The following is an 18,088-nucleotide window of genomic DNA, read 5'->3' on the forward strand; positions in this document are numbered from 1 at the left end:
GGTTTGCGTTCATCTTCTGCCTCTCTCAGTGGCCCTACCAGTTGAGGCGTTCGCCTCGGATGAAAGTAGGGTCGTCCCAGTGCAAGCCAAAGCGCCTGCTGTAGATGTCTGGATTCACTAGCTCCATGAATTGCTGCCCCCACTTTTCCGGCTTCACGGGCGCGATGGCCCCAGCCTTGAACAGCGCATCGAACCCTTGTTGCGGCAACTGCACCACGTATGGCTGCAGCTTGCGCGCCAGACCCACGCTGCCCTCCGCAAACTCCAGATCCTTCAGTGCCTGCCGGGCCACGTCGTCATACGGCACGATCACCGGCATCTGCACGCTGTCGATCATGCGGAACTTCGCCGCCAGGGTTTCCATCGGCAGGTTGTCCGGGCGGCTGGCCTTGAGCAGGCCCATGAGATCGGGTACGTCGAGTTCCTCACTGCCCTTTTGCCAGTACAGCAGCGCGAAATAGCGGGCGATGGCTTCGGGCGAAAGCGGGCTGTCCGCGCACTGGCGCAGCACTTCGCGCGCGGCCTGTGCGTATTGCATCAGCTCGGGCGGCGGTGACCAGTCTTCGTTGGCATTGGCGAACACCAGCACTTCGCTGGCATCGAGGCTTCTGCGGCCTTCACGGTTGCAGCGGCCAGCGGCCTGGGCGATGGAGTCCAGGCCCGCCTCGGCGCGGAGAACGGTGGGAAAGTCCACATCCACACCCGCCTCGATCAGGCTGGTGCTGACGACCCGGCAGGGAACCTTGTCCTTGAGCATCTGCCGCACCTCATTGAGCACCGCACTGCGGTGCTTGGCGCACATCAGCGTGGTGAGGTGCCGCGCCCCCGGCAGGTCGGCCATGGCCTCATAGACGGCCCGCGCATGGCGGCGGTTGTTGACGATGCACAGCACCTGTTCGCGCGAGCGCATGTGGGCGGCCAGCGCCGCGTCGTCCAGCGTGCCGATGTGGCGCACCCGTACCCGCTCCAGTTGTTGGAAGAGCTGCGTGGGCTCCGGCGCCAGCTCGCGCACTCCGGTCAGGCCGCCGTCGAAGGCAGGGGCCTCCAGCGCGGGCTGCGTGGCCGTGCAGAGCACGACGCTGGTGCGGTAGTTGCGGGCCAGTTCGTCGATGGTGGCGACGCAGGGCTTGAGCAGTCTCAGCGGCATGGTCTGCGCCTCGTCCAGCACGACCACGCTGCCGGCGATGTTGTGCAGCTTGCGGCACTGAGACGGCCGCGCGGCGAACAGGCTTTCGAAGAACTGCACGGCCGTCGTGACGACGATGGGCGCGTCCCAGTTCTCCATGGCCAGGCGCAGCTTCTGCGCCGATTGGTATTTCTCCGGGTCGCCCCGGGGCGGCTGGCGCTCGATGAAGGCACTGTGGTGCTCCAGCACGGCGGCTCCTCCGAGCGGGCCGAGTGCCTCGCGGAACACGGCCGCGTTCTGCTCGACGATGCTGGTGAAGGGAATCACGAAGATCACACGCCGCAGCCCGTGGCGGATGGCATGGTCCAGCGCGAAGGCGAGCGAGGCCAGTGTCTTGCCGCCGCCCGTCGGAACCGTGAGCGAAAACAGGCCCGGGTCGCATTCGGCGCGCTGGCGCACCTGGCGCAGGATGTCGGCACGCAAGCGGTTCACGCCGATCTCGGGGTCGCTCCTGGCGGTGAGCCGGGCCAGGTAGCCGTCCAACTGCTCGCGCAGTGCGTGCAGCGACGGATAGGCCCCGCCTGCGGAGCGGTGGTCGGTGCCGCCTTCGGCCTGGAGATAGAAGCGTGCGGTGTCCAGGAAGTCGGCATCCACCAGGCAGGAGAACAGCATGCGGGCCAGGAAGGCGAGCTGGAACGGGTGCCGGTCCGTCGCCTGCTGGCGGTTCTGGCTGAAGGGCTTGAAGCCTGCCGGTGCGCCCAGCCGAGCGGGCAGGGCGATGTCCTGCTCCCATGCCGGGTGCAGCGCTGGCAGGTCTGCAGAAAGTCGGTCCGCCAGCGCAGTGCGCTCTCCTTCGCCGCGTCCATTGGCCAGCCCGGCGTGGTGGCCCGCGATGCCGTAGGCCATCAGCTGCCCCATGTGTCCCAGCCGCTGCCGGGCAATGCGCGCTCCCCAGGTGGAATGGTCCACGCGCAAGGGGCTGCCGCGCAGCCTTGCCTGGAAGGGCTGGGTGTATTTGCCCAGATCGTGCAGCCATCCGATGGCCTGGCCCAGTGCCTGGGCATTGAACACGGCGGCGGACTCGCCCGCCATGCGGCCCACGGCATGCAGGTGGTCGGGCAGTGTCTGCCAGTGGCTTTCGGCCTTCCCGTCCACCGAATGCGCATAGAAGCCTGGGGCGGTGGGCGGTGCCGGCGTGCCGGCAGGGGGCGAGGCCGTGGAATCGGCCGGGGCGCAGGCAAGCCCGCCGTCGGGCGTGTCATCTTTCACAAGGATTCCCTCTCTCTATGGTTTTCTGTTGCACCGTTCTGCCCGGCCGTGCCGGATGCGGTGCTTCGCCGCATTGTGCTCAACGGATGAGCCGGTGTCACCCGTAGCAGGCGCTTCGTGCGGGAATCCCCTGACCCAGGTCATGCCGCCTGCGTCCAGCGTAGGTACCTAAGTCCCGCCTAAGCCTTCTCTAAGCCCGCCCTAAGTCTCGCTCCCCACACTCCCCTCCATGCCACAACCCAACGAAAGGTTTGCCATGAACAAGATCCTCTCCACGCCCCGCCGACTCACCCTGGCCCTCGTGGTCGCTGGCGCCATGGGGGCGACGGGCGCGGGGCTCGTCACCAACCTGCATTCGAGCCATGCGGCGCAGGCGCCCGCACCGGCCATGGGGCCCGTGGCCACGGCAACGGCTTCCCCCGCGCCGGCGCCGGTGGCGGGCGTGGCGATGCCGGATTTCGCGCAGATCACGGCGCGCAACGGGGCGGCGGTGGTCAATATCAGCGTGACGGGCACCACCAAGACTTCGTTCAACGGCGCGGGCGGCAGCGACGACGACGATGACGACACACCCTCCACGCAGCGCCAGCAGCAGCACGGCGCGCAGGGCATGGACCCGGACGATCCATTCTTCGAATTCTTCCGCCGCTTCGGCATGCCCGGCGCGGGTGGGCGTGTGCCCCAGCGCGAGGTGCCGATGCGCGGCGAGGGCTCGGGCTTCATCGTCAGCCACGACGGGCTCATCATGACCAACGCGCACGTGGTGAAGGGCGCGAGCGTGGTCACGGTGAAGCTCACCGACCGCCGCGAGTTCCGCGCCAAGGTGCTGGGCTCCGATCCCAAGACCGACGTGGCGGTGCTGAAGATCGATGCGAAGGACCTGCCCGTGGTGCAGTTGGGCAGCACCAGGAACCTGGCCGTGGGCGAGTGGGTGCTGGCCATCGGTTCGCCCTTCGGCTTCGAGAACAGCGTGACGGCGGGCGTGGTGAGCGCCAAGGGCCGCGCGCTGCCCGACGACAGCTTCGTGCCGTTCATCCAGACCGACGTGGCGGTGAACCCCGGCAATTCGGGCGGCCCGCTGTTCAATGCGCGGGGCGAGGTGGTGGGCATCAATTCGCAGATCTACAGCCGCTCGGGCGGCTACCAGGGCGTGTCGTTCGCGATCCCGATCGAGGTGGCCGCGAAGGTGAAGGACCAGATCGTCGCCACCGGCAAGGCCAGCCATGCGCGGCTCGGCGTGTCGGTGCAGGAGGTGAACCAGGCGTTCGCCGATTCGTTCCAGCTCGACAAGCCCGAGGGTGCGCTGGTCGCGGGCGTGGAACCCGGCGGGCCCGCCGACAAGGCGGGGCTGAAGTCGGGCGACGTGATCCGCCGCATCGACGGCCAGCCCATCGTGGCCTCGGGCGATCTGCCGGCCTTCGTGGGACAGTCCGCCCCTGGCAGCACCGTGCGCATGGACGTGTGGCGCCACGGCAGGCAGGAGGAGATCACGGCCACGCTGGGCGATGCGAGCGACAAGCCCGCGAAGCTGGCGCGCGCCGAGCAGGCGGTGGGCAAGGGGCAACTGGGCCTGTCGCTGCGTCCGCTGCAGCCGCAGGAGCGCAGCGAGGCTGGGGTGAGCGCGGGCCTGGTGGTGGAGGCCGCGCGCGGCCCCGCGGCCCTGGCCGGCGTGGAGCCGGGCGACGTGCTGCTGTCGATCAACGGTTCGCCCGCGCAGAACATGGAGCAGGTGCGCGCCGCGATGGCCAAGGCCGGCAAGTCGGTGGCGCTGCTGATCCAGCGCGACGGCGACAAGATCTTCGTGCCGGTGCCGCTGGGCTGACCCGCCGCGGCGCCTGCGCGCCCCGGAATCCCCCGGCCGGACCGCGGGGCATCGGCCCGCATTGGGCGGGCCCATGCCCCCGCGGTTCGGCCGGCTCCTACGCGGGCCGGGCGGGGGCTGCCGCTATCCTTCGCGGATGCCGACGAGAGACCCCCGCTCCGCTTTCGCTTTCTCTTTCTCTTTCTTTTTATTTTTCTTTTTCTTTTCCTGCGTATCGCTCGCCGGCCCCGCGGTGGCGCTCTCCCGGTCGAGCGCCTGTGCGGGCCGGCGCTGCCATTGCGTTGCCTGAAGGACCATGCCATGCGCCTGTTGCTGGTGGAAGACGACACGATGATCGGCGAGGCCGTGCACGATTTGCTGCGCGCCGAGCACCACGCGGTGGACTGGGTGCGCGACGGCGAGATGGCCGATACGGCGCTGCGCACGCAGACCTACGACGTGGTGCTGCTGGACCTGGGCCTGCCGCGCCGCGACGGCCTCACCGTGCTGCGCGATCTGCGCACGCGCAAGGACCGCACGCCCGTGCTGGTGGCCACGGCGCGCGATGCGGTGGCCGAGCGCGTGCAGGGCCTGGATGCCGGCGCCGACGACTATGTGCTCAAGCCCTACGACCTCGATGAGCTGCTCGCGCGCATCCGCGCCCTGGCACGCCGCGCCGCGGGCCGCGCCGAGCCGGTGTACGAGCACAAGGGCGTGAGCATCGACCCCGCCACGCGCGAGGTGGCCGTGAACGGCGAGCCGGTGGTGCTGTCCGCGCGCGAATGGGCCGTGCTGGAGCCGCTCATCGCGCGGCCGGGCCGCGTGCTCTCGCGCGCGCAGCTCGAAGAAAAGCTCTATGGCTGGAAGGACGAGATCAGCAGCAACGCGGTCGAGGTCTACATCCACGGCCTGCGCAAGAAGCTGGGCGCCGAGCTGGTGCTGAACGTGCGCGGCGTGGGCTACATGGTGCCCAAGGCATGAGCGGCGCGGCCGGTGTCCCCGAACCAGAGGGCGGCGCGCCGGAGGGCGCCGCCGCGGCCCCGCCGCACGCGCCGGGCCGCCGCTGGGACCGCTGGATGGACCGGCTTTCCGCGCGCGCGCCGCATTCGCTGCGTGCGCGGCTGCTGTGCTTCCTGCTGATCGCCATCGCCTGCGCGGCGGTGCTGCAGTTCGGCATCGCCTACCGCTCCGCGCTGGCCGAGTCCGACGCGATCTTCGACTACCACATGCAGCAGATGGCCCTGGCGCTGCGCCCGGGCGTGCCCGCCGTGCCCGAGGGGGCGCCCGGCCCGCTGGTGCACGAGGACGAGAACACCGAATTCGTGGTGCAGATCTGGTCGGCCGACGGGCTGCGCGTGTTCGAGTCGGCCGTGGGCGCGGCGCTGCCGCAGCGCGCGGTGCTGGGGTTCTCGAACGTGCGCGCGCACGGCACGACCTACCGCGTGTTCTCGGTGCAGACGCGCTCGCAGGTGATCCAGGTCGCGCAGGACATGGCCGCGCGCCGCGCGATGGCGCGCGGGCTGGCCTGGGGCACGGCCGGGCCGATCGCACTGCTGGCGCCGCTGCTGGCGCTGGCCGTCTGGTGGGCCGTGAGCGGCTCGCTCGCGCCGGTGGAGCGCGTGCGCCGGCAACTGGCGAAGCGGCAGGCGGACGACCTCTCGCCCGTGACCGCGGGCGCGCTGCCCGACGAGGTGCGGCCGATGGTGGACGAGCTGAACCTGCTGTTCGAGCGCGTGCGCCGCGCCTTCGAGGCGCAGCAGCATTTCGTGGCGGATGCCGCGCACGAACTGCGCTCGCCGCTGGCGGCGCTCAAGCTGCAATTGCAGGGCCTGCAGCGCGCGGGCAGCGAGGAGGCGCGCGCTCTGGCCGCGGTGCGGCTGGCGGCCGGCATCGACCGGGCCACGCGGCTCGTGGAGCAGTTGCTGGCGCTGGCGCGCCAGGAGGCGAGCGCCGCCGCCGGCACGCCGCCCGCGCCCGTGGCGCTGGCCGACCTGGCCCGGCAGGCCGTGGCCGATGCCACCCCGGCCGCGCAGCAGCAGGGCATCGATCTGGGGCTGGCCACGGCCGACGGCGCGCCGGTGAAGGGCTATGCGGAGGCACTGCGCATCCTGTTGCGCAACCTGGTGGACAACGCGGTCAAGTACACGCCGGCGGGCGGCGTGGTGGACGTGCACGTGCGCGCCCTGGCCGGCGCGCAGGGCGCGGGCGCCGTGGAACTGGTGGTGGAAGACAGCGGCCCGGGCATCGGCGAGGACGACCGCGAGCGCGTGCTGGGCCGCTTCTACCGCGCCCCCGCGGCCGAGGGCGCCGCACCGGTGGCGGGCAGCGGCCTGGGGCTGGCCATCGTGCAGTCGATCGCGCGGCTGCATGGCGCCGAGGTGGCGCTGGATGCGTCGCCGCGCCTGGGCGGGCTGCGCGTGGCGGTGCGGTTCGCGGCGGCGCCGCCGCAGGCCCTCGCGGGCGCGCCCGTGCCCGCGCCGGAGGCCGGCGCTTGACGCGCTTCGCGCTCCTCTCGGGCCTCGGGCATGCGGTGTTCGTGGCCGTGGGGTTGCTGATCTACGTGATGGGCACGCGCATCGGCCGCCAGCGCCGCCATCCTTCCGCGGCGGTGGCCTGGGTGCTGGCGATCGTGGCGTTCCCGTATGCGGCGGTGCCGCTGTTCCTGATGTTCGGCTCGCGCAAGTTCGTGCGGCCCGTGCGGCGCACGGTCAGCGTGCTGGCGGCGGAGCCGGTGGAACCGGCCGGGGCGCCGACGCCCGTGCCGGGCCCGGCCTGGGCCACGCGGCTGCTCGCGGGCCTGGAGCTGGCGCCGCCCGTGCGCAACGCGCGCATCGGCTTCCATGGCCAGGGACCGCAGGCACTGGAAGCGCTGCTGGCCACCATCGCGTCGGCGCGCCACAGCCTGGATGTGTGTACCTTCGTGTTCGGCGACGACGCGGTGGGCGAGCGCGTGGCGCAGGCGCTGCGCGACGCCGCAGCCCGGGGCGTGGCCGTGCGGCTGCTGCTGGACGCGGTGGGCAGCCTGGGCATGCCGGCCGGGCTGCGGCGCGCGCTGAAGGACGGCGGCGTGCAGGTGCGCCGCTTCATGCCGCTGCTGCACAACCCGATGCGCGGCCACACCAACCTGCGCAACCACCGCAAGCTGGTGGTGGCCGATGGCGAGCGCCTCTGGAGCGGGGGCCGCAACCTGGCCTGCGAATACTTCATGGACCGGCCGCGCCTGCCGGCCTGGGTAGATCTGAGCTACGAGATCGACGGGCCGCTCGCGCTGCAGGCCGCCGCGCAGTTCGCCGCCGACTGGCAGGCCGCGAGCGGGCGCATGGCGCGTGCCGTGCTGCCGCGCCCGCTGCCGGCCGGCCCGGCGGGCGGCGCCCCGGCGCAGTGGGTGCCCAGCGGGCCGGACCATGCGGACGACACGGTGCATTCGCTGCTGCTGGCCGGCGCCTTCCACGCGCAGGAGAGCATCGTGGCGGTGACGCCGTATTTCGTGCCGGACGATGCGCTGCTCGATGCCTGGTGCCTGGCCTGCCGGCGCGGCGTGCGCGTGCGGCTGCTGGTGCCCGCGCGCTCCAACCACCGGCTGGCCGACTGGGCGCGCGCCCGGGCGCTGCGCGAGCTGGCACAGGCCGGCGCCGAGGTGTGGCTTGCGCCCGGCATGGTGCACGCCAAGGCGGTGGTGATCGACGGCGACCTGGCGCTGTCGGGCTCGCTCAACCTCGATGCGCGCAGCCTGTTCCTCAACTACGAGGCGATGACGGCCTTCTACGGGCCGGCCGAGGTGCAGTGGCTCGCCGGCTGGTGCGATGCGCAGATCGCGCGCGCGCAGCGCTTCCACGCCCGCCGGCCCTCCTGGCTGCGCGACATCGCGGAGGGCATCGTGCGGGCGGTGGGGTTCCAGCTGTGAAGCCGTTTGCTATTGTTTATATAGCAAACTATTCAATGAATACGGCGGCATGAGGGCGATTTATCTTTGAACTGCGTTGCGTGCGGCGCAGGCGGCGCACGCCGATCGCCACGCCCGTGGCGCTGAGCGCCAGGCCCCCCAGGCTGCCTGCGAGCATCAGCGCGTCCCAGAGCGGGCGCCGCTCCAGCAGCGGCGCCCAGTCCCAGCTGTGCAGCAGGGCGAAGAGCCAGCGGCTGGCGCGGCGGTGCGCGTCGAGCCGGCCCAGCACGAGGCCGGTGGCCGGGTCCACGTGCACCCAGGTGGCGTGCGCATCGCCGAACACCGCGCGCAGCACCGGCAGCGGCCGTGCCGGGCCGCCGGTCATGGTGTGTTCTGCGCGGGCGTAGTGGTAGAGGTCGTAGCGCTCGATGCGCTCCACGCGCAGCAGCGGCGCGGCGACGAGCTGCGCGATGGCGGCCTGCAGCGCGCCGGCCTCCAGCACGGCCGGCGCGCCGGTGGCGGCGTCGGCCACGCGCACGGACTGCGGCGACGCCCCGGAGGCCAGCACCAGCGTGCGGCCCGCCGCGCGCACCCAGCGCAGCTCGCGCAGGCCGGGCCCGCCGCCCGCCAGCAGCACGGGCAGCGGTGCGGCGGCAGCCGCGGGCAGCGGCGGCGCGGCGCCCCGGTAGGCCTCGGTGCGCAGGGGCGGGGCGCCGCTGTCGAACAGGCGCCAGGGGTTCATCGACATGAGCCCGCTGAAGATCCACGCGATCGTGGCGGCCGCGAACAGCAGGCCCAGCACGTGGTGCCAGCGCATGGCGCCCGGCGCGTAGGGCGAGCGCGCGCCGCTGCGGTAGCGGCCGCGGAAGCGCCAGCGCAGCAGCCCGGCCACGGTGCCGGCCAGCGCCGCGGCCACGCCCGCGATGGAGAGCGTGTCCACCACGGTGCTCCAGTACGGGTCCAGCGCCGTGCCGCGCAGCGGGTACAGCCAGTGGATCCAGGCGCCCGCGTAGTTCCAGACGCGCTCGGTACGGCTCGCGTCGCGCACCACTTCGCCGGTGGTGCCGGAGACGTAGAGCACGGTGCCGGCCGCGTCCGCCAGCCGTACGCGGTGCAGCGGACGGTGCGCATCGAGCGCGCGCGAGTGGGTGAACGCGTCTTCCTGCACCGTGCCGCCGTACGACGGTTGCGGCGCACCGGGGCCGCTCCATGCCCGGGCGCTCGCCATCGCGCGGGCCTTGTCCACCGCACGCAGCGCCTCGCCCGTGGCGGCATCCACCACGGTGGCGGCGTCGCGGGAAGCGGCGCCCGCGCGCCGCGCCAGGTACACCGGCCGGCCGCCGCTCGCGGCGGCCAGGCGCAGCTCTTCCAGGTCGTGCAGGCCCGCCAGCCCGGAGCGCGCCAGCGCCTCGGCGGGCGGCAGCAGCGCGGCGTCCGCGCGCAGCGGCGGCAGGTGGGCGAGGCGTTCGGCATCGGTGAGCTGCGGGTAGCCCACGTACATCATCACCATGCCGGAGGCGAACCACATCGCGAAGAAGGCGCACATCGCCACGCCCAGCCAGCGGTGGGTGAGGTAGAGGGCGCGGCGGGGCGTGGGGAGGCGTGCCATGGCGGTCTTTCTGCGCCGGTGCCGTGCGGCGCGCGTCAGAACGCGACCTGCAGCGACACGTCCAGCGTGCGCGGCGCGCCCAGGTAGAGCTGGCCGCTGCGCGCCTCCTGCGCGTAGACGCGGTCGGTGGCGTTGCGCAGGCGGCCCGTGAGCGTGGCGTGCGGCGCGAGCTTCCAGGCCAGGCCCAGGTCCAGCAGCGTGGCCGCGCCGGCCCACTGCGTGTTGGCGGCGTCGGCATAGATGCGGCCCACGTGCCGCAGTCCGGCGCTGGCCTGCAGCTGCGGCGACACGGCGTAGGCCAGCCAGAGGTTGGCCACCGTCTCGGGCGTGTTCATGGGCGTGCGGCCCGCGAGCGAGACGCCGCCCTGCACGAAGTTCTCGTAGCGTGCGCGCGTGTGCATCAGGTGGGCCTGCGCCTGCCACCGGTCGGTGAGCCGCAGGCCCGTGGCCAGCTCCAAGCCGCGCGAGGACTGCTCGCCCACCAGCAGCGTGGCGAGCGGGTTCGCCGGGTCCTGCGAGGCGATGTTGCGGCGCGTGATGCGGAACACCGACACCGTGGCCGTGCCGCGGCCCTGCCAGAAGTCGAACTTGCCGCCGGCCTCGGCCTGCCGGCCCGTGGTCAGCTCGCTGTTGTTGCGCACGTCGGCGAACGAGGCGGTGGACAGCGAGCCCGACGGCGGGTCGCCCGCGGTGGCCATCTGCGCGTAGAGGCTCGCGCCCGGCGCCACGTCCCAGACCACGCCGAGCCGGCCCGTGGTGGGGTGGTAGCGGCGCTCGAAGAAGGCGGGGCTGGCGTCGGTCACGGCGCGGCGGTTGGTCACGTCCAGGTCGATGCGTTCGTGCCGCAGCGCGGTCACCAGGTGCACCGTGGGCACGAGGGCGGTGCGGTTCTCGGCGTAGAGCGCCAGCGTGCGCACGCGGTTGTCGCGGTCGGCCCGGAAACCGGGCGCCATGCCGGGGGTGTCGAAGAAGCGGCCGGTGTCGGGCGCGTACGGGTCCACGCTGCCCACCGTGCCCGCCAGGCTATTTGGAAAGCGCGTCTGCCGGTTCACGCTGAAGTCCACGCCGAAGGCCCAGTCGCTGCGCCGCCCGGCGATCTGCCCCTGGGCGGTGCCTTCGGCACGGTTGCCGATGACCTGGTGATCGTGGCGCTGCAGGTAGGTGCCGCTGCGCACGACGCGTGCGTTGGCGGCGTCGAACTGGTAGGTCTCCACGTTGCGGTAGTCGCGCAGCGCGTCGTACGCATAGAGCGTGTTGCGCAGTTGCAGGTTGCCGGCCGCCTGCCATTCGGTCACCGAGCGCAGCCACTGCACGCGGTGGCGGTAGAGGCCGTCGATGCTGTTGTAGTTGGCGAAGCGCGTGCCGGGGTCGATGCGCAGCGCGCCCGTGGCGGGGTTGAGCGCGGGCGTGCCCCAGTAGGGGCTGCGCACGTTGTCCTTCTGCAGTTCGTAGGCCAGCAGGTGCGTGAGGCCGCCGCCCAGGTCGGTGAGCAGCGAGGCCGCGAGCTGCGTGGCGCGCGTGCGCGTGCCGGGTGTCCAGCTGCCGGCATCGCGGTGGCTGAGGTCGATGCGCGCGAAGTGCTGCGGGCCCGGCTGCGCGGCGTCGCCCGCGATGCGGCGGTTGATGCCGGCGGAGGCTTCCTTCAATCCATAGGAGCCGAGCCGCACGCGGCCTTCGGCGAAATCGTGGCGCTCGGGCGTCTTGGTGATGTGGTTGATCGATCCGCCGATCGCGCCCGCGCCGTAGAGGAAGCTCGACGGCCCGCCGATGGCCTCCACGCGTTCGTAGATCCAGCTATCGACCGCCCGCGTAGCGCTGCCGTACTGCACCGTGATGCCGTTGTAGAGCTGCGTGACGGCGTTGCCGTTGAAGCCGCGGTAGCTCGCGGCCATGGAGCCCGGCGCGTTGTGCACCGTGACGCCGGGAATGGCCTGCAGGATCTCGTGCGTGTCCTGCGCGCCGCGCGCCTCGATGGTGGCGCGGTCCACCACGGTCACGGCGGCGGGGGTCTCGCGCGGCGTGAGGCCCAGGCGGCTGCCGGTGGCCACCGGCGTGTCGAGCGGCAGCCGGCCCATCGGCTCGCCATCGGCCGTGCCGGACACGGTGACGGGCGCGAGCGTGGGCGCGGCGGCGGGCTGCGGCGCATCGCCCTGCGCCCAGGCGGCGCACGGCAGCAGGGCCGCGCAGGCCAGGGAGCGCAGCGGCCGGCTGCCTGGCGCGCAGGGGGAGGGATCCTGGGAGGAGAAGAAGGTGAACGATCGGGTCATGGCAGGGCGCGGTGGTCCGGCGCGCGCGCCGCCGTCCCCGCGCGTGCGGCCCGCCGGCTCCCGGTGGCGGCCCTTGGAAGGCGCGCGACGGAAGGCGTGCGGAGCCCTGCGCGCGGCAGAACCCATGCGGCATTCGCGCCCCGGAGGGACGAACGGAAGGAAACCGGGAAAAAGGGAGCGAGGGACGCGAGCCTGCCGGGCGCCGGAGCGGCGCCTCAGGCCCGTGCGCCGTGGGCCGGCGGGCCACGCGCGGGCAGCGGGCCCGCGGTGGCGGCGGCGATGCGCGCCGCCGGGATGGACTGCACCGCATGGCCCAGCGGCAGCGGATGCGGCAGGAAGGCGCCCGCGGCCGGCGGCGGCGGCGCGCCGGGCAGATGGCACAGCGGGCAATCCATGGCGGTGCCGCCCATCTCCACGGGGCCGTCTTCGGTGTGCACGTAGAGCTGGATGGTGCCCATGCTGGAGCACACCAGTTCCATCACGCGCGGGTGCACCATCGGCGAGAGCACGCCCGCCAGCAGCACGCACGCGAAGCAGCCCAGCACCCAGCGGCGCAGCGCACGGGCGGTCGGCTGGAGCAGGGCGTAGGGGAGGGCCACGGGGGTGCTGGGATGCGTGCGCCCTGGATCGGGCGTGCGGATTCTAGGGGATGGCCTGCCCGCGACGATCCGCGCCGGCGAGGAGGGGCTCAGCGCCGTGCAGGGACGTCGGGCCCGAGAAAGCGCTGCATCGCCTTGTCGTAGTGGTGGCGGTTGGCGTGGTAGCCGGTTCCAATGGGCCCGTAGGGTTTGGGCCGGGTGCCGTCCAGGCCGTCCTGGTCGGTCAGCCCCAGCCGAAGCCGCACCAGTCCGGCGGTGGAGAGGCCCACCCCGTGCAGGCGGTCCATGAGGGATTTGCGCGGGGCCGCGGCGTAGTCCAGGCTGATCGCGATGCCGCGTGGCTGCTTGAAGTCGTAGGCATGGGGGGCGTCCTTGACCGCATGGGCCATCTGGGCCCGGCTGAGCAGCATGGGATCGAGCAGTGTCAGCGCGGGCGGCGGCAGGTGCGGTGCGTGGGCCTGCAGCGTGGCGGCGAACATCTGCGCGCTGCCGCCGCCCAGCGAGAGGCCGCAGAGGGGGGATACCTCGACATCGTCCCGGTCGGCGAGGGCCTTGGCGATCATCGCCGCAGCCTCGCACGCCAGGCGGTACACCCGCCCGACCCCGCCTTTCAGCGTCGTGCCGCTCTGCTGCGGTGCTTCGTCCGGCAGCCCGTCGAAATAGATGCCGATCCGGTGCAGCGGCCCGTCGCGCCCCGGCACTTCGATCCGCTCCTGGCGGATGGTCATGTGCGTCTTTTCGGCCAGTCTTGCCAGCCAGTCACGGTCCGATGACGACAGGGCGGCATGCAGCAGCGCGTCCTGCGGCATGTTGAGCACGTGCATCCGGTCGTACTCCGAGAAGACGCCGAAGTCCACGCGCTTCAGGTGTTCGCGCAGCGCGTGCACGACCTCTTCGGTTCCGGCCTGTGCGCCCTGAGGCAGCAGCCTGCAGGCCACTGCCAGCCCCCGGATGTCCTGCTCCGGCAGGGACGCGATCGTGGCGTGGGGGGCGTTTCGCAGGTCGATGCGCTTCGGCAGGGGCTGCGGGGGGGCCTGCGGCGATGGCTGCGGGGAGGTGTCGCCACCCAGCGGCGACGTCCATGGGGATGCGGCATGGCTTTCTTCTTCCGCCAGCCCGCCGTCGAGGCCCAGCAGCAGGCGCGTGTCGGGGTCGAAGAGATCCTGCCAGGCGGCTTCCGCGCCGGCCGTCGCGCGGTAGTCCAGCTGGATGTTGTCACGGCCGATGGCGGGGCCCGATGCGAGCTGGCGGTGGCCCGCGAGCGATGCCGACTGCGAGCGGTAGTCCACCGGGATATCGTCGCGCGCGATGGCCGCCCATGCAGGAGGATTGCCGCTGCCGGAAGTGCCGTGCGCGATGGCCGCATCGAAATCTTCGAGCGGGATCGGCGCTGGATTGCGTCGCACGATCGGCCGTTGGCGTGCCAATGGGCGCGATGGGCTTTCATCCGCGGACGCGGAGGACGCCGTGCTGCCGTCCCGCGGACGCAGCGGCGTTGCGGCTGCCGGGCGCGACGACCGGGCCGCTGGATGCGGGCCGGCAGGGGCCGGCTCTTCACGGGAGTGCCGCTGGCGGGACGATCCACTGGCCTGAGAGCTGAGGGGAGAAGTTGTCATGGGGGGATGTCGGGCGATGGCTTGCAGTCTGCAGGCCTCCGGTGCGCGGAGGGCCGCAGCGGGCGAACCAATGCGCGCCCTGGCGAAGCGGTGGGCCGCCAGCCGCCGGTGGCGCGATGCAGTCAGAGGACGAGGAACGCGCCCGCCGCCACCGCCGTGGGCACCAGCGCACCCAGCAGCAGCCCGCCCGCACCCACCGTCTCGTCGGCGAAGCCGCGCTTGAGCAGCGCCACGCCGGCCGGGTTGGGCGCGTTGGCGATCACCGTCAGGCCGCCGCCGGCCACGGCCCCGGCCACCAGCATGTACTGGCTCTGCGGACCGATGCCCGCGATCAGCGAGCCCAGGTACGTGAGCGCCGCGTTGTCGGTCACCGCCGTGAGGCCCAGCGCGCCGAAGAACAGCGCCAGGGGCTGCAGCCCGGAGACGATGGGCTGCAGCCACCACTGCTGCATGCCCCCCAGCACCACCAGCCCCGCAAGGAAGAAGGCCACGAGCAGCGCCTCCTTGAGGATCAGCGGGCTCTGGTGCTTTCCGTAGGCCTGCGTGAAGCCCAGGAACAGCAGGAACAGCGCGAGGAAGACCACCGGGTGGTGCGCGAACACCACCACGCCGGCCAGCAGCGCGATGTGGATGGCGGCCACCAGCGGCGGCACGGGCGGGTGGTTGTCCGCAGAGGCGCTGCCGCCCCGGGCCGCCGCGCCGCCCTGCGCGGCCTGCAGCAGGTGCGGGCGCAGCATCCAGGTCGCGAAGCTGGCGTTGCACACCACGGCCAGCGCCGCCTTCCAGCCGAAATGCGTGAACATGAACGCGCTGTCCCACTGCCAGGTGGCGGCCACCATCAGCACCGGCGGCGCGGCGTACGCGGTGAGCGTGCCGCCGATGGAGACGTTCACCAGCAGCACGCCGAGCGCCACGTATTTCACGCGTTCGGGAATGGCCGGCCGGAAGGCCACGGGCGCGAGCAGCAGCGCCGCGAGGGTCATCGCCGCGGGCTCGGTGATGAGCGAGCCCAGCAGCGGGACGGCCGCCAGCCCGAGCCAGGCGAGCGCCACCGGCTGCGCCGCCGGCACGCGCCGTGCTACCGCGCCGACGGTGCGGGTCACCGTCTCCAGGATGGGGCGCGACGCGGCCACCACCATCACGACGAACACGAACAGCGGCTCGGTGTAGTTGCGCGACTCGGCATAGGCCAGCGCCGGGGCGCCGCCCTGCAGCAGCGCCAGCGCGGCGATGAGCACCATGGCCCAGAAGCCGAACACCACCTCGACCTCGCCCAGCAGGTGGAAGAGGCCGGCATGGCGTGGGAAGCGGTGGGAGAGCCGCTCGAATTGCTTGACGGAAAAGGTGTGCAGCAGCGCCACGGCGAACAGCGTGGCGGAAACGGTCTGGGCGAGGGATGAGGTGTCCATGGGTGGGCAGGAGGTCGTGGCAATGCCGCGCGGCGGCCCGACCAGCGCGAGGAACCTGCCGTCTTCCGGCCGGTGGACCCCGTGGAGGTCACCGGCCCCGGAAGGGCACCCAGAAGGGAAAGTTTAACGGCCCCGGAGCGCCGCATCCCGCCGCAGCTCCGGTCCGCCGCCGTGCGGCCGGCTCAGAGCCGGAACGCGGCGCGCAGGCGCTCGCCCGCGTAGGCCTGGGCCTGGCGGGCCTTCTCCAGCACCGCCGCGGCGCCGAAGAACTCGTGCGCCACGCCTTCGTAGTCGCGCCGTTCCACCGGCACGCCCGCGTCGCGGAGCGCGTCTTCCAGCTTGGCGCCATCGCTGCGCAGCGGATCGATGCGGGCGTTGATGATCGTGACCGGCGGCAGGCCCTTGAGCTGCGCATCGATGAGCGACAGGCGCGGATCGGCCAGGTCTTCTTCGGAGCGCACCAGGTGGTCCACGAACCACTTCACCATCGCGCGGTTGAGCGGCTTGGCGATGGCGTTCTCGAGGTACGACTCGGTGTTCAGGCTGGTCTGCGCCACGGGGTAGACGCTCAGCACGTGGCGCGGAGCGGGCAGGCCGGCGTCGCGGGCCGCGATGGCGGTCGCCACGGCGAGGTTGCCGCCAGCGCTCTCGCCGGCCAGCGCCAGCCGGGCCGGATCGCCGCCGAGGGTGGCGGCGTTGTCGGCAACCCATTCATAGGCGGCGAGCGCATCGTCCCAGGCCGCGGGGAAGCGGTGCTCCGGTGCCTGGCGGTAGTCGACCGACACCACGATCGCATTGGCCTCGCGCGAGAGGCCGCGCGCGCCACCGTCATACACCTCCTTGTTGGCGATCACCCAGCCGCCGCCATGGAAGTACAGCACCACCGGCAGCGGCCCCGGGGCATTCTGCGGTGTGTAGAGCGTGGCGGGCAGCAGGCCTGCCGCACCCTGCACGGAGATCTGCGTGGCCACGATGCCCGGCACCAGCTGCGCCGGGTCGGTGGGGCGCCCCTGCTCGCGCAGCAGGTGGTTCACCGCGTCCGCGGCGGTGGGCTGGCGGCGCGCCTCGGCCACTTCGAGCTTTTCGATGGCCTTGGGGCCCAGCGCTTCGTGGGCGCGCGCCAGCGCCAGCTGGTCGTCGTCCGCACGCACGGCGGCGACCGCGTTGGAGATGGCATTGAGGATGGGGTTGGGCTGGCCGCGGTCGTCGTCGCTCATGGGGAGGTCCTTGGGTTGGAAGAAAGTAAAAAGGCAGTGGAGGGAAAGGCAGAGGAGAGAGAACGGGGGAAAACGTGCGCGATTCGATGGCGGGGCACGAAGGAAAGGCACCCGCGCCAGCCCACTTTAGGAAGCGGCGATGCCGCGGCGTGTGGGACAGGCGCGCGGTGCGGCGTGGGCGCTGCGGGGGTACAGGTGGGGTGCGGCAAAAACCTCTAGCGCGACGGGCTGCAGGCTGACACGGCCGGGCTGCGGCACGGGCGATGCTCCAGCCACGTCACCACTGGAGGTTTCCATGAACAAAACCATCGTCGCCATCGCCGCAGCCGCATTCACCGTCCTCTCCGCAGGCACTGCCACCGCCCAGGTCGGCAAGGCCGCCTCCGAGGCAGCGGACTCCGCAGAGCACAAGATCGACCAGAAGCGCGCCGAGAGCGATGCGAAGAAAAGCGGGCCGGTCGGCAAGGCCGTCAACAACGTGAAGGCCGACTACCACCAGCACCAGTCCGAGCGCTCGAAGGAAAAGGCAAAGGAATCGCTGAAGAAATCCACCGAGTAAAGACGCTCGCTCCCCATCCCCCGAAGCCCGCCCCGCGCGGGCTTTTTCGTGCGCGGCGCGGGCGATGCGCTATGGTGCCGGCCCATGCAGCGATCCGAACCAGAACGGCCTCTCCCGGCAAGCCGGCCCCGCGGCGCCGAACGCCTCGCCCTGTACGCGGGGGCCCTCATGGCGGCGTCATGGTGCGGCGTCTCCGCGGCGAAGGGCCCGGCGGTGCCTGCGCCTTTGCCGCCACCGGCCTTGGCCTCGGCCTCCGGACCCGACTCCCCCCCTGCGACGGCCGAAGTGCGCGGGCGACTGGAGGCCCATGAGTGGGTCCTGTCCAAGGTCTACGACGACGCAGGGCACGAGCAGGCCGGCTGGCGGATGGCCGGCATGGATGGCGGGCCGGCCATGCGCATGGGGTTCTATCGCCATGGCAACGTGACCGCCATGGTGTGCAACTTCATCAGCCTGGACTACGCATTGGCCGGCAACGACGGCATGCGGATGGTCGGGCGCATGCAGACCATGGCGGCGTGCAGCGTGCAAGGCCTGATGGACCTGGAAGCGCGCGTGGGCCGTCAATTGCCCCAGGTCCGGCGCTATGCGTTGGCCACGGGCGTGGACGCGGGCCCGCGTCTGGAGCTTCGGTTCGCGGATGGCAGCCGCTGGGAACTGGAAGGCCGGGACAAGCCGCTACGCCCGTAGAAGCTTGCGTTGGGGTGTGCCACAGGCCTTCTTCGCCGCAAGA

At 72.2% G+C, this 18,088-nt stretch carries 14 protein-coding genes; 6 read left to right on the top strand and 8 right to left on the bottom strand.

The genetic code is table 11. The annotated features are described in order from the left end of the window. Positions 1-34: 34 nt before the first annotated feature. Entirely contained in the window at positions 35-2,395 is a 2,361-nt protein-coding gene (locus BM144_RS03480) for a CRISPR-associated endonuclease Cas3'' (RefSeq protein WP_245783514.1), read from the bottom strand. 256 nt (positions 2,396-2,651) lie between these two features. On the opposite strand from BM144_RS03480, the gene BM144_RS03485 reads away from it, so the two are divergent. Further along, positions 2,652-4,217, top strand: a complete 1,566-nt coding sequence (locus tag BM144_RS03485; protein WP_092949871.1) for a Do family serine endopeptidase — start codon at positions 2,652-2,654, stop codon at positions 4,215-4,217. 123 nt (positions 4,218-4,340) lie between these two features. On the opposite strand, the gene BM144_RS23075 is transcribed toward BM144_RS03485, so the two are convergent. Continuing rightward, a complete protein-coding gene (locus tag BM144_RS23075; protein WP_175525935.1) occupies positions 4,341-4,514 on the bottom strand; it encodes a hypothetical protein in 174 nt (57 codons plus the stop codon). A gap of 3 nt (positions 4,515-4,517) precedes the next feature. Between BM144_RS23075 and BM144_RS03490 the strand changes: the two genes are divergently transcribed. The 3 genes from BM144_RS03490 (at position 4,518) to BM144_RS03500 (ending at position 8,100) form a co-directional block, all read left to right on the top strand. After that, positions 4,518-5,177, top strand: a complete 660-nt coding sequence (locus tag BM144_RS03490; RefSeq protein WP_092949873.1) for a response regulator transcription factor — start codon at positions 4,518-4,520, stop codon at positions 5,175-5,177. A 95-nt stretch (positions 5,178-5,272) separates the two neighbouring features. Further along, positions 5,273-6,691 (top strand): ATP-binding protein, encoded by a 1,419-nt coding sequence (locus BM144_RS03495; RefSeq protein ID WP_092950111.1) that lies wholly within the window; start codon positions 5,273-5,275, stop codon positions 6,689-6,691. Further along, positions 6,688-8,100, top strand: coding sequence for a phospholipase D-like domain-containing protein (locus BM144_RS03500; RefSeq protein WP_092949875.1), 1,413 nt, complete (start codon positions 6,688-6,690; stop codon positions 8,098-8,100). The genes BM144_RS03495 and BM144_RS03500 overlap by 4 nt, the downstream gene beginning before the upstream one ends. A gap of 28 nt (positions 8,101-8,128) precedes the next feature. On the opposite strand, the gene BM144_RS03505 is transcribed toward BM144_RS03500, so the two are convergent. The 6 genes from BM144_RS03505 to BM144_RS03530 form a co-directional block, all read right to left on the bottom strand. Further along, complete coding sequence (locus BM144_RS03505) at positions 8,129-9,688, bottom strand: PepSY domain-containing protein (protein WP_092949877.1); 1,560 nt, start codon at positions 9,686-9,688, stop codon at positions 8,129-8,131. 35 nt (positions 9,689-9,723) lie between these two features. Continuing rightward, positions 9,724-11,955, bottom strand: coding sequence for a TonB-dependent receptor (locus BM144_RS03510; protein ID WP_092949879.1), 2,232 nt, complete (start codon positions 11,953-11,955; stop codon positions 9,724-9,726). A 215-nt stretch (positions 11,956-12,170) separates the two neighbouring features. Beyond that, the gene (locus tag BM144_RS03515) at positions 12,171-12,554 is read right to left on the bottom strand and encodes a DUF2946 family protein (protein WP_434802641.1); all 384 of its coding nucleotides are present in this window, start codon (positions 12,552-12,554) and stop codon (positions 12,171-12,173) included. 89 nt (positions 12,555-12,643) lie between these two features. Continuing rightward, positions 12,644-13,960, bottom strand: coding sequence for a polycystic kidney disease 1-like 3 (locus tag BM144_RS03520; protein WP_139225624.1), 1,317 nt, complete (start codon positions 13,958-13,960; stop codon positions 12,644-12,646). Between the two features lie 332 nt (positions 13,961-14,292). Then, the gene (locus BM144_RS03525; RefSeq protein ID WP_092949883.1) at positions 14,293-15,579 is read right to left on the bottom strand and encodes a putative Na+/H+ antiporter; all 1,287 of its coding nucleotides are present in this window, start codon (positions 15,577-15,579) and stop codon (positions 14,293-14,295) included. A 182-nt stretch (positions 15,580-15,761) separates the two neighbouring features. Continuing rightward, positions 15,762-16,796: an alpha/beta hydrolase gene (locus BM144_RS03530; protein ID WP_092949885.1), complete on the bottom strand. Its 1,035-nt coding sequence runs from the start codon at positions 16,794-16,796 to the stop codon at positions 15,762-15,764. A gap of 295 nt (positions 16,797-17,091) precedes the next feature. On the opposite strand from BM144_RS03530, the gene BM144_RS03535 reads away from it, so the two are divergent. Together BM144_RS03535 and BM144_RS03540 are read left to right on the top strand one after the other, a co-directional pair. Continuing rightward, positions 17,092-17,355, top strand: a complete 264-nt coding sequence (locus tag BM144_RS03535) for a hypothetical protein (RefSeq protein ID WP_092949887.1) — start codon at positions 17,092-17,094, stop codon at positions 17,353-17,355. Between the two features lie 240 nt (positions 17,356-17,595). Beyond that, positions 17,596-18,045: an META domain-containing protein gene (locus BM144_RS03540; protein WP_175525937.1), complete on the top strand. Its 450-nt coding sequence runs from the start codon at positions 17,596-17,598 to the stop codon at positions 18,043-18,045. Positions 18,046-18,088 lie beyond the last annotated feature (43 nt).

Source organism: Paracidovorax konjaci (assembly GCF_900112675.1).
In the GTDB taxonomy this organism is placed as follows: domain Bacteria; phylum Pseudomonadota; class Gammaproteobacteria; order Burkholderiales; family Burkholderiaceae_C; genus Paracidovorax; species Paracidovorax konjaci.

Coding starts and splice junctions, on each gene's coding strand:
- BM144_RS03485 (WP_092949871.1), top strand. CDS start 2,652: ATGAACAAGATCCTCTCCACGCCCCGCCGACTCACCCTGGCCCTCGTG.
- BM144_RS03535 (WP_092949887.1), top strand. CDS start 17,092: ATGAACAAAACCATCGTCGCCATCGCCGCAGCCGCATTCACCGTCCTC.
- BM144_RS03495 (WP_092950111.1), top strand. CDS start 5,273: ATGGACCGGCTTTCCGCGCGCGCGCCGCATTCGCTGCGTGCGCGGCTG.
- BM144_RS03490 (WP_092949873.1), top strand. CDS start 4,518: ATGCGCCTGTTGCTGGTGGAAGACGACACGATGATCGGCGAGGCCGTG.
- BM144_RS23075 (WP_175525935.1), bottom strand. CDS start 4,514: ATGGTCCTTCAGGCAACGCAATGGCAGCGCCGGCCCGCACAGGCGCTC.
- BM144_RS03530 (WP_092949885.1), bottom strand. CDS start 16,796: ATGAGCGACGACGACCGCGGCCAGCCCAACCCCATCCTCAATGCCATC.
- BM144_RS03505 (WP_092949877.1), bottom strand. CDS start 9,688: ATGGCACGCCTCCCCACGCCCCGCCGCGCCCTCTACCTCACCCACCGC.
- BM144_RS03525 (WP_092949883.1), bottom strand. CDS start 15,579: ATGGACACCTCATCCCTCGCCCAGACCGTTTCCGCCACGCTGTTCGCC.
- BM144_RS03510 (WP_092949879.1), bottom strand. CDS start 11,955: ATGACCCGATCGTTCACCTTCTTCTCCTCCCAGGATCCCTCCCCCTGC.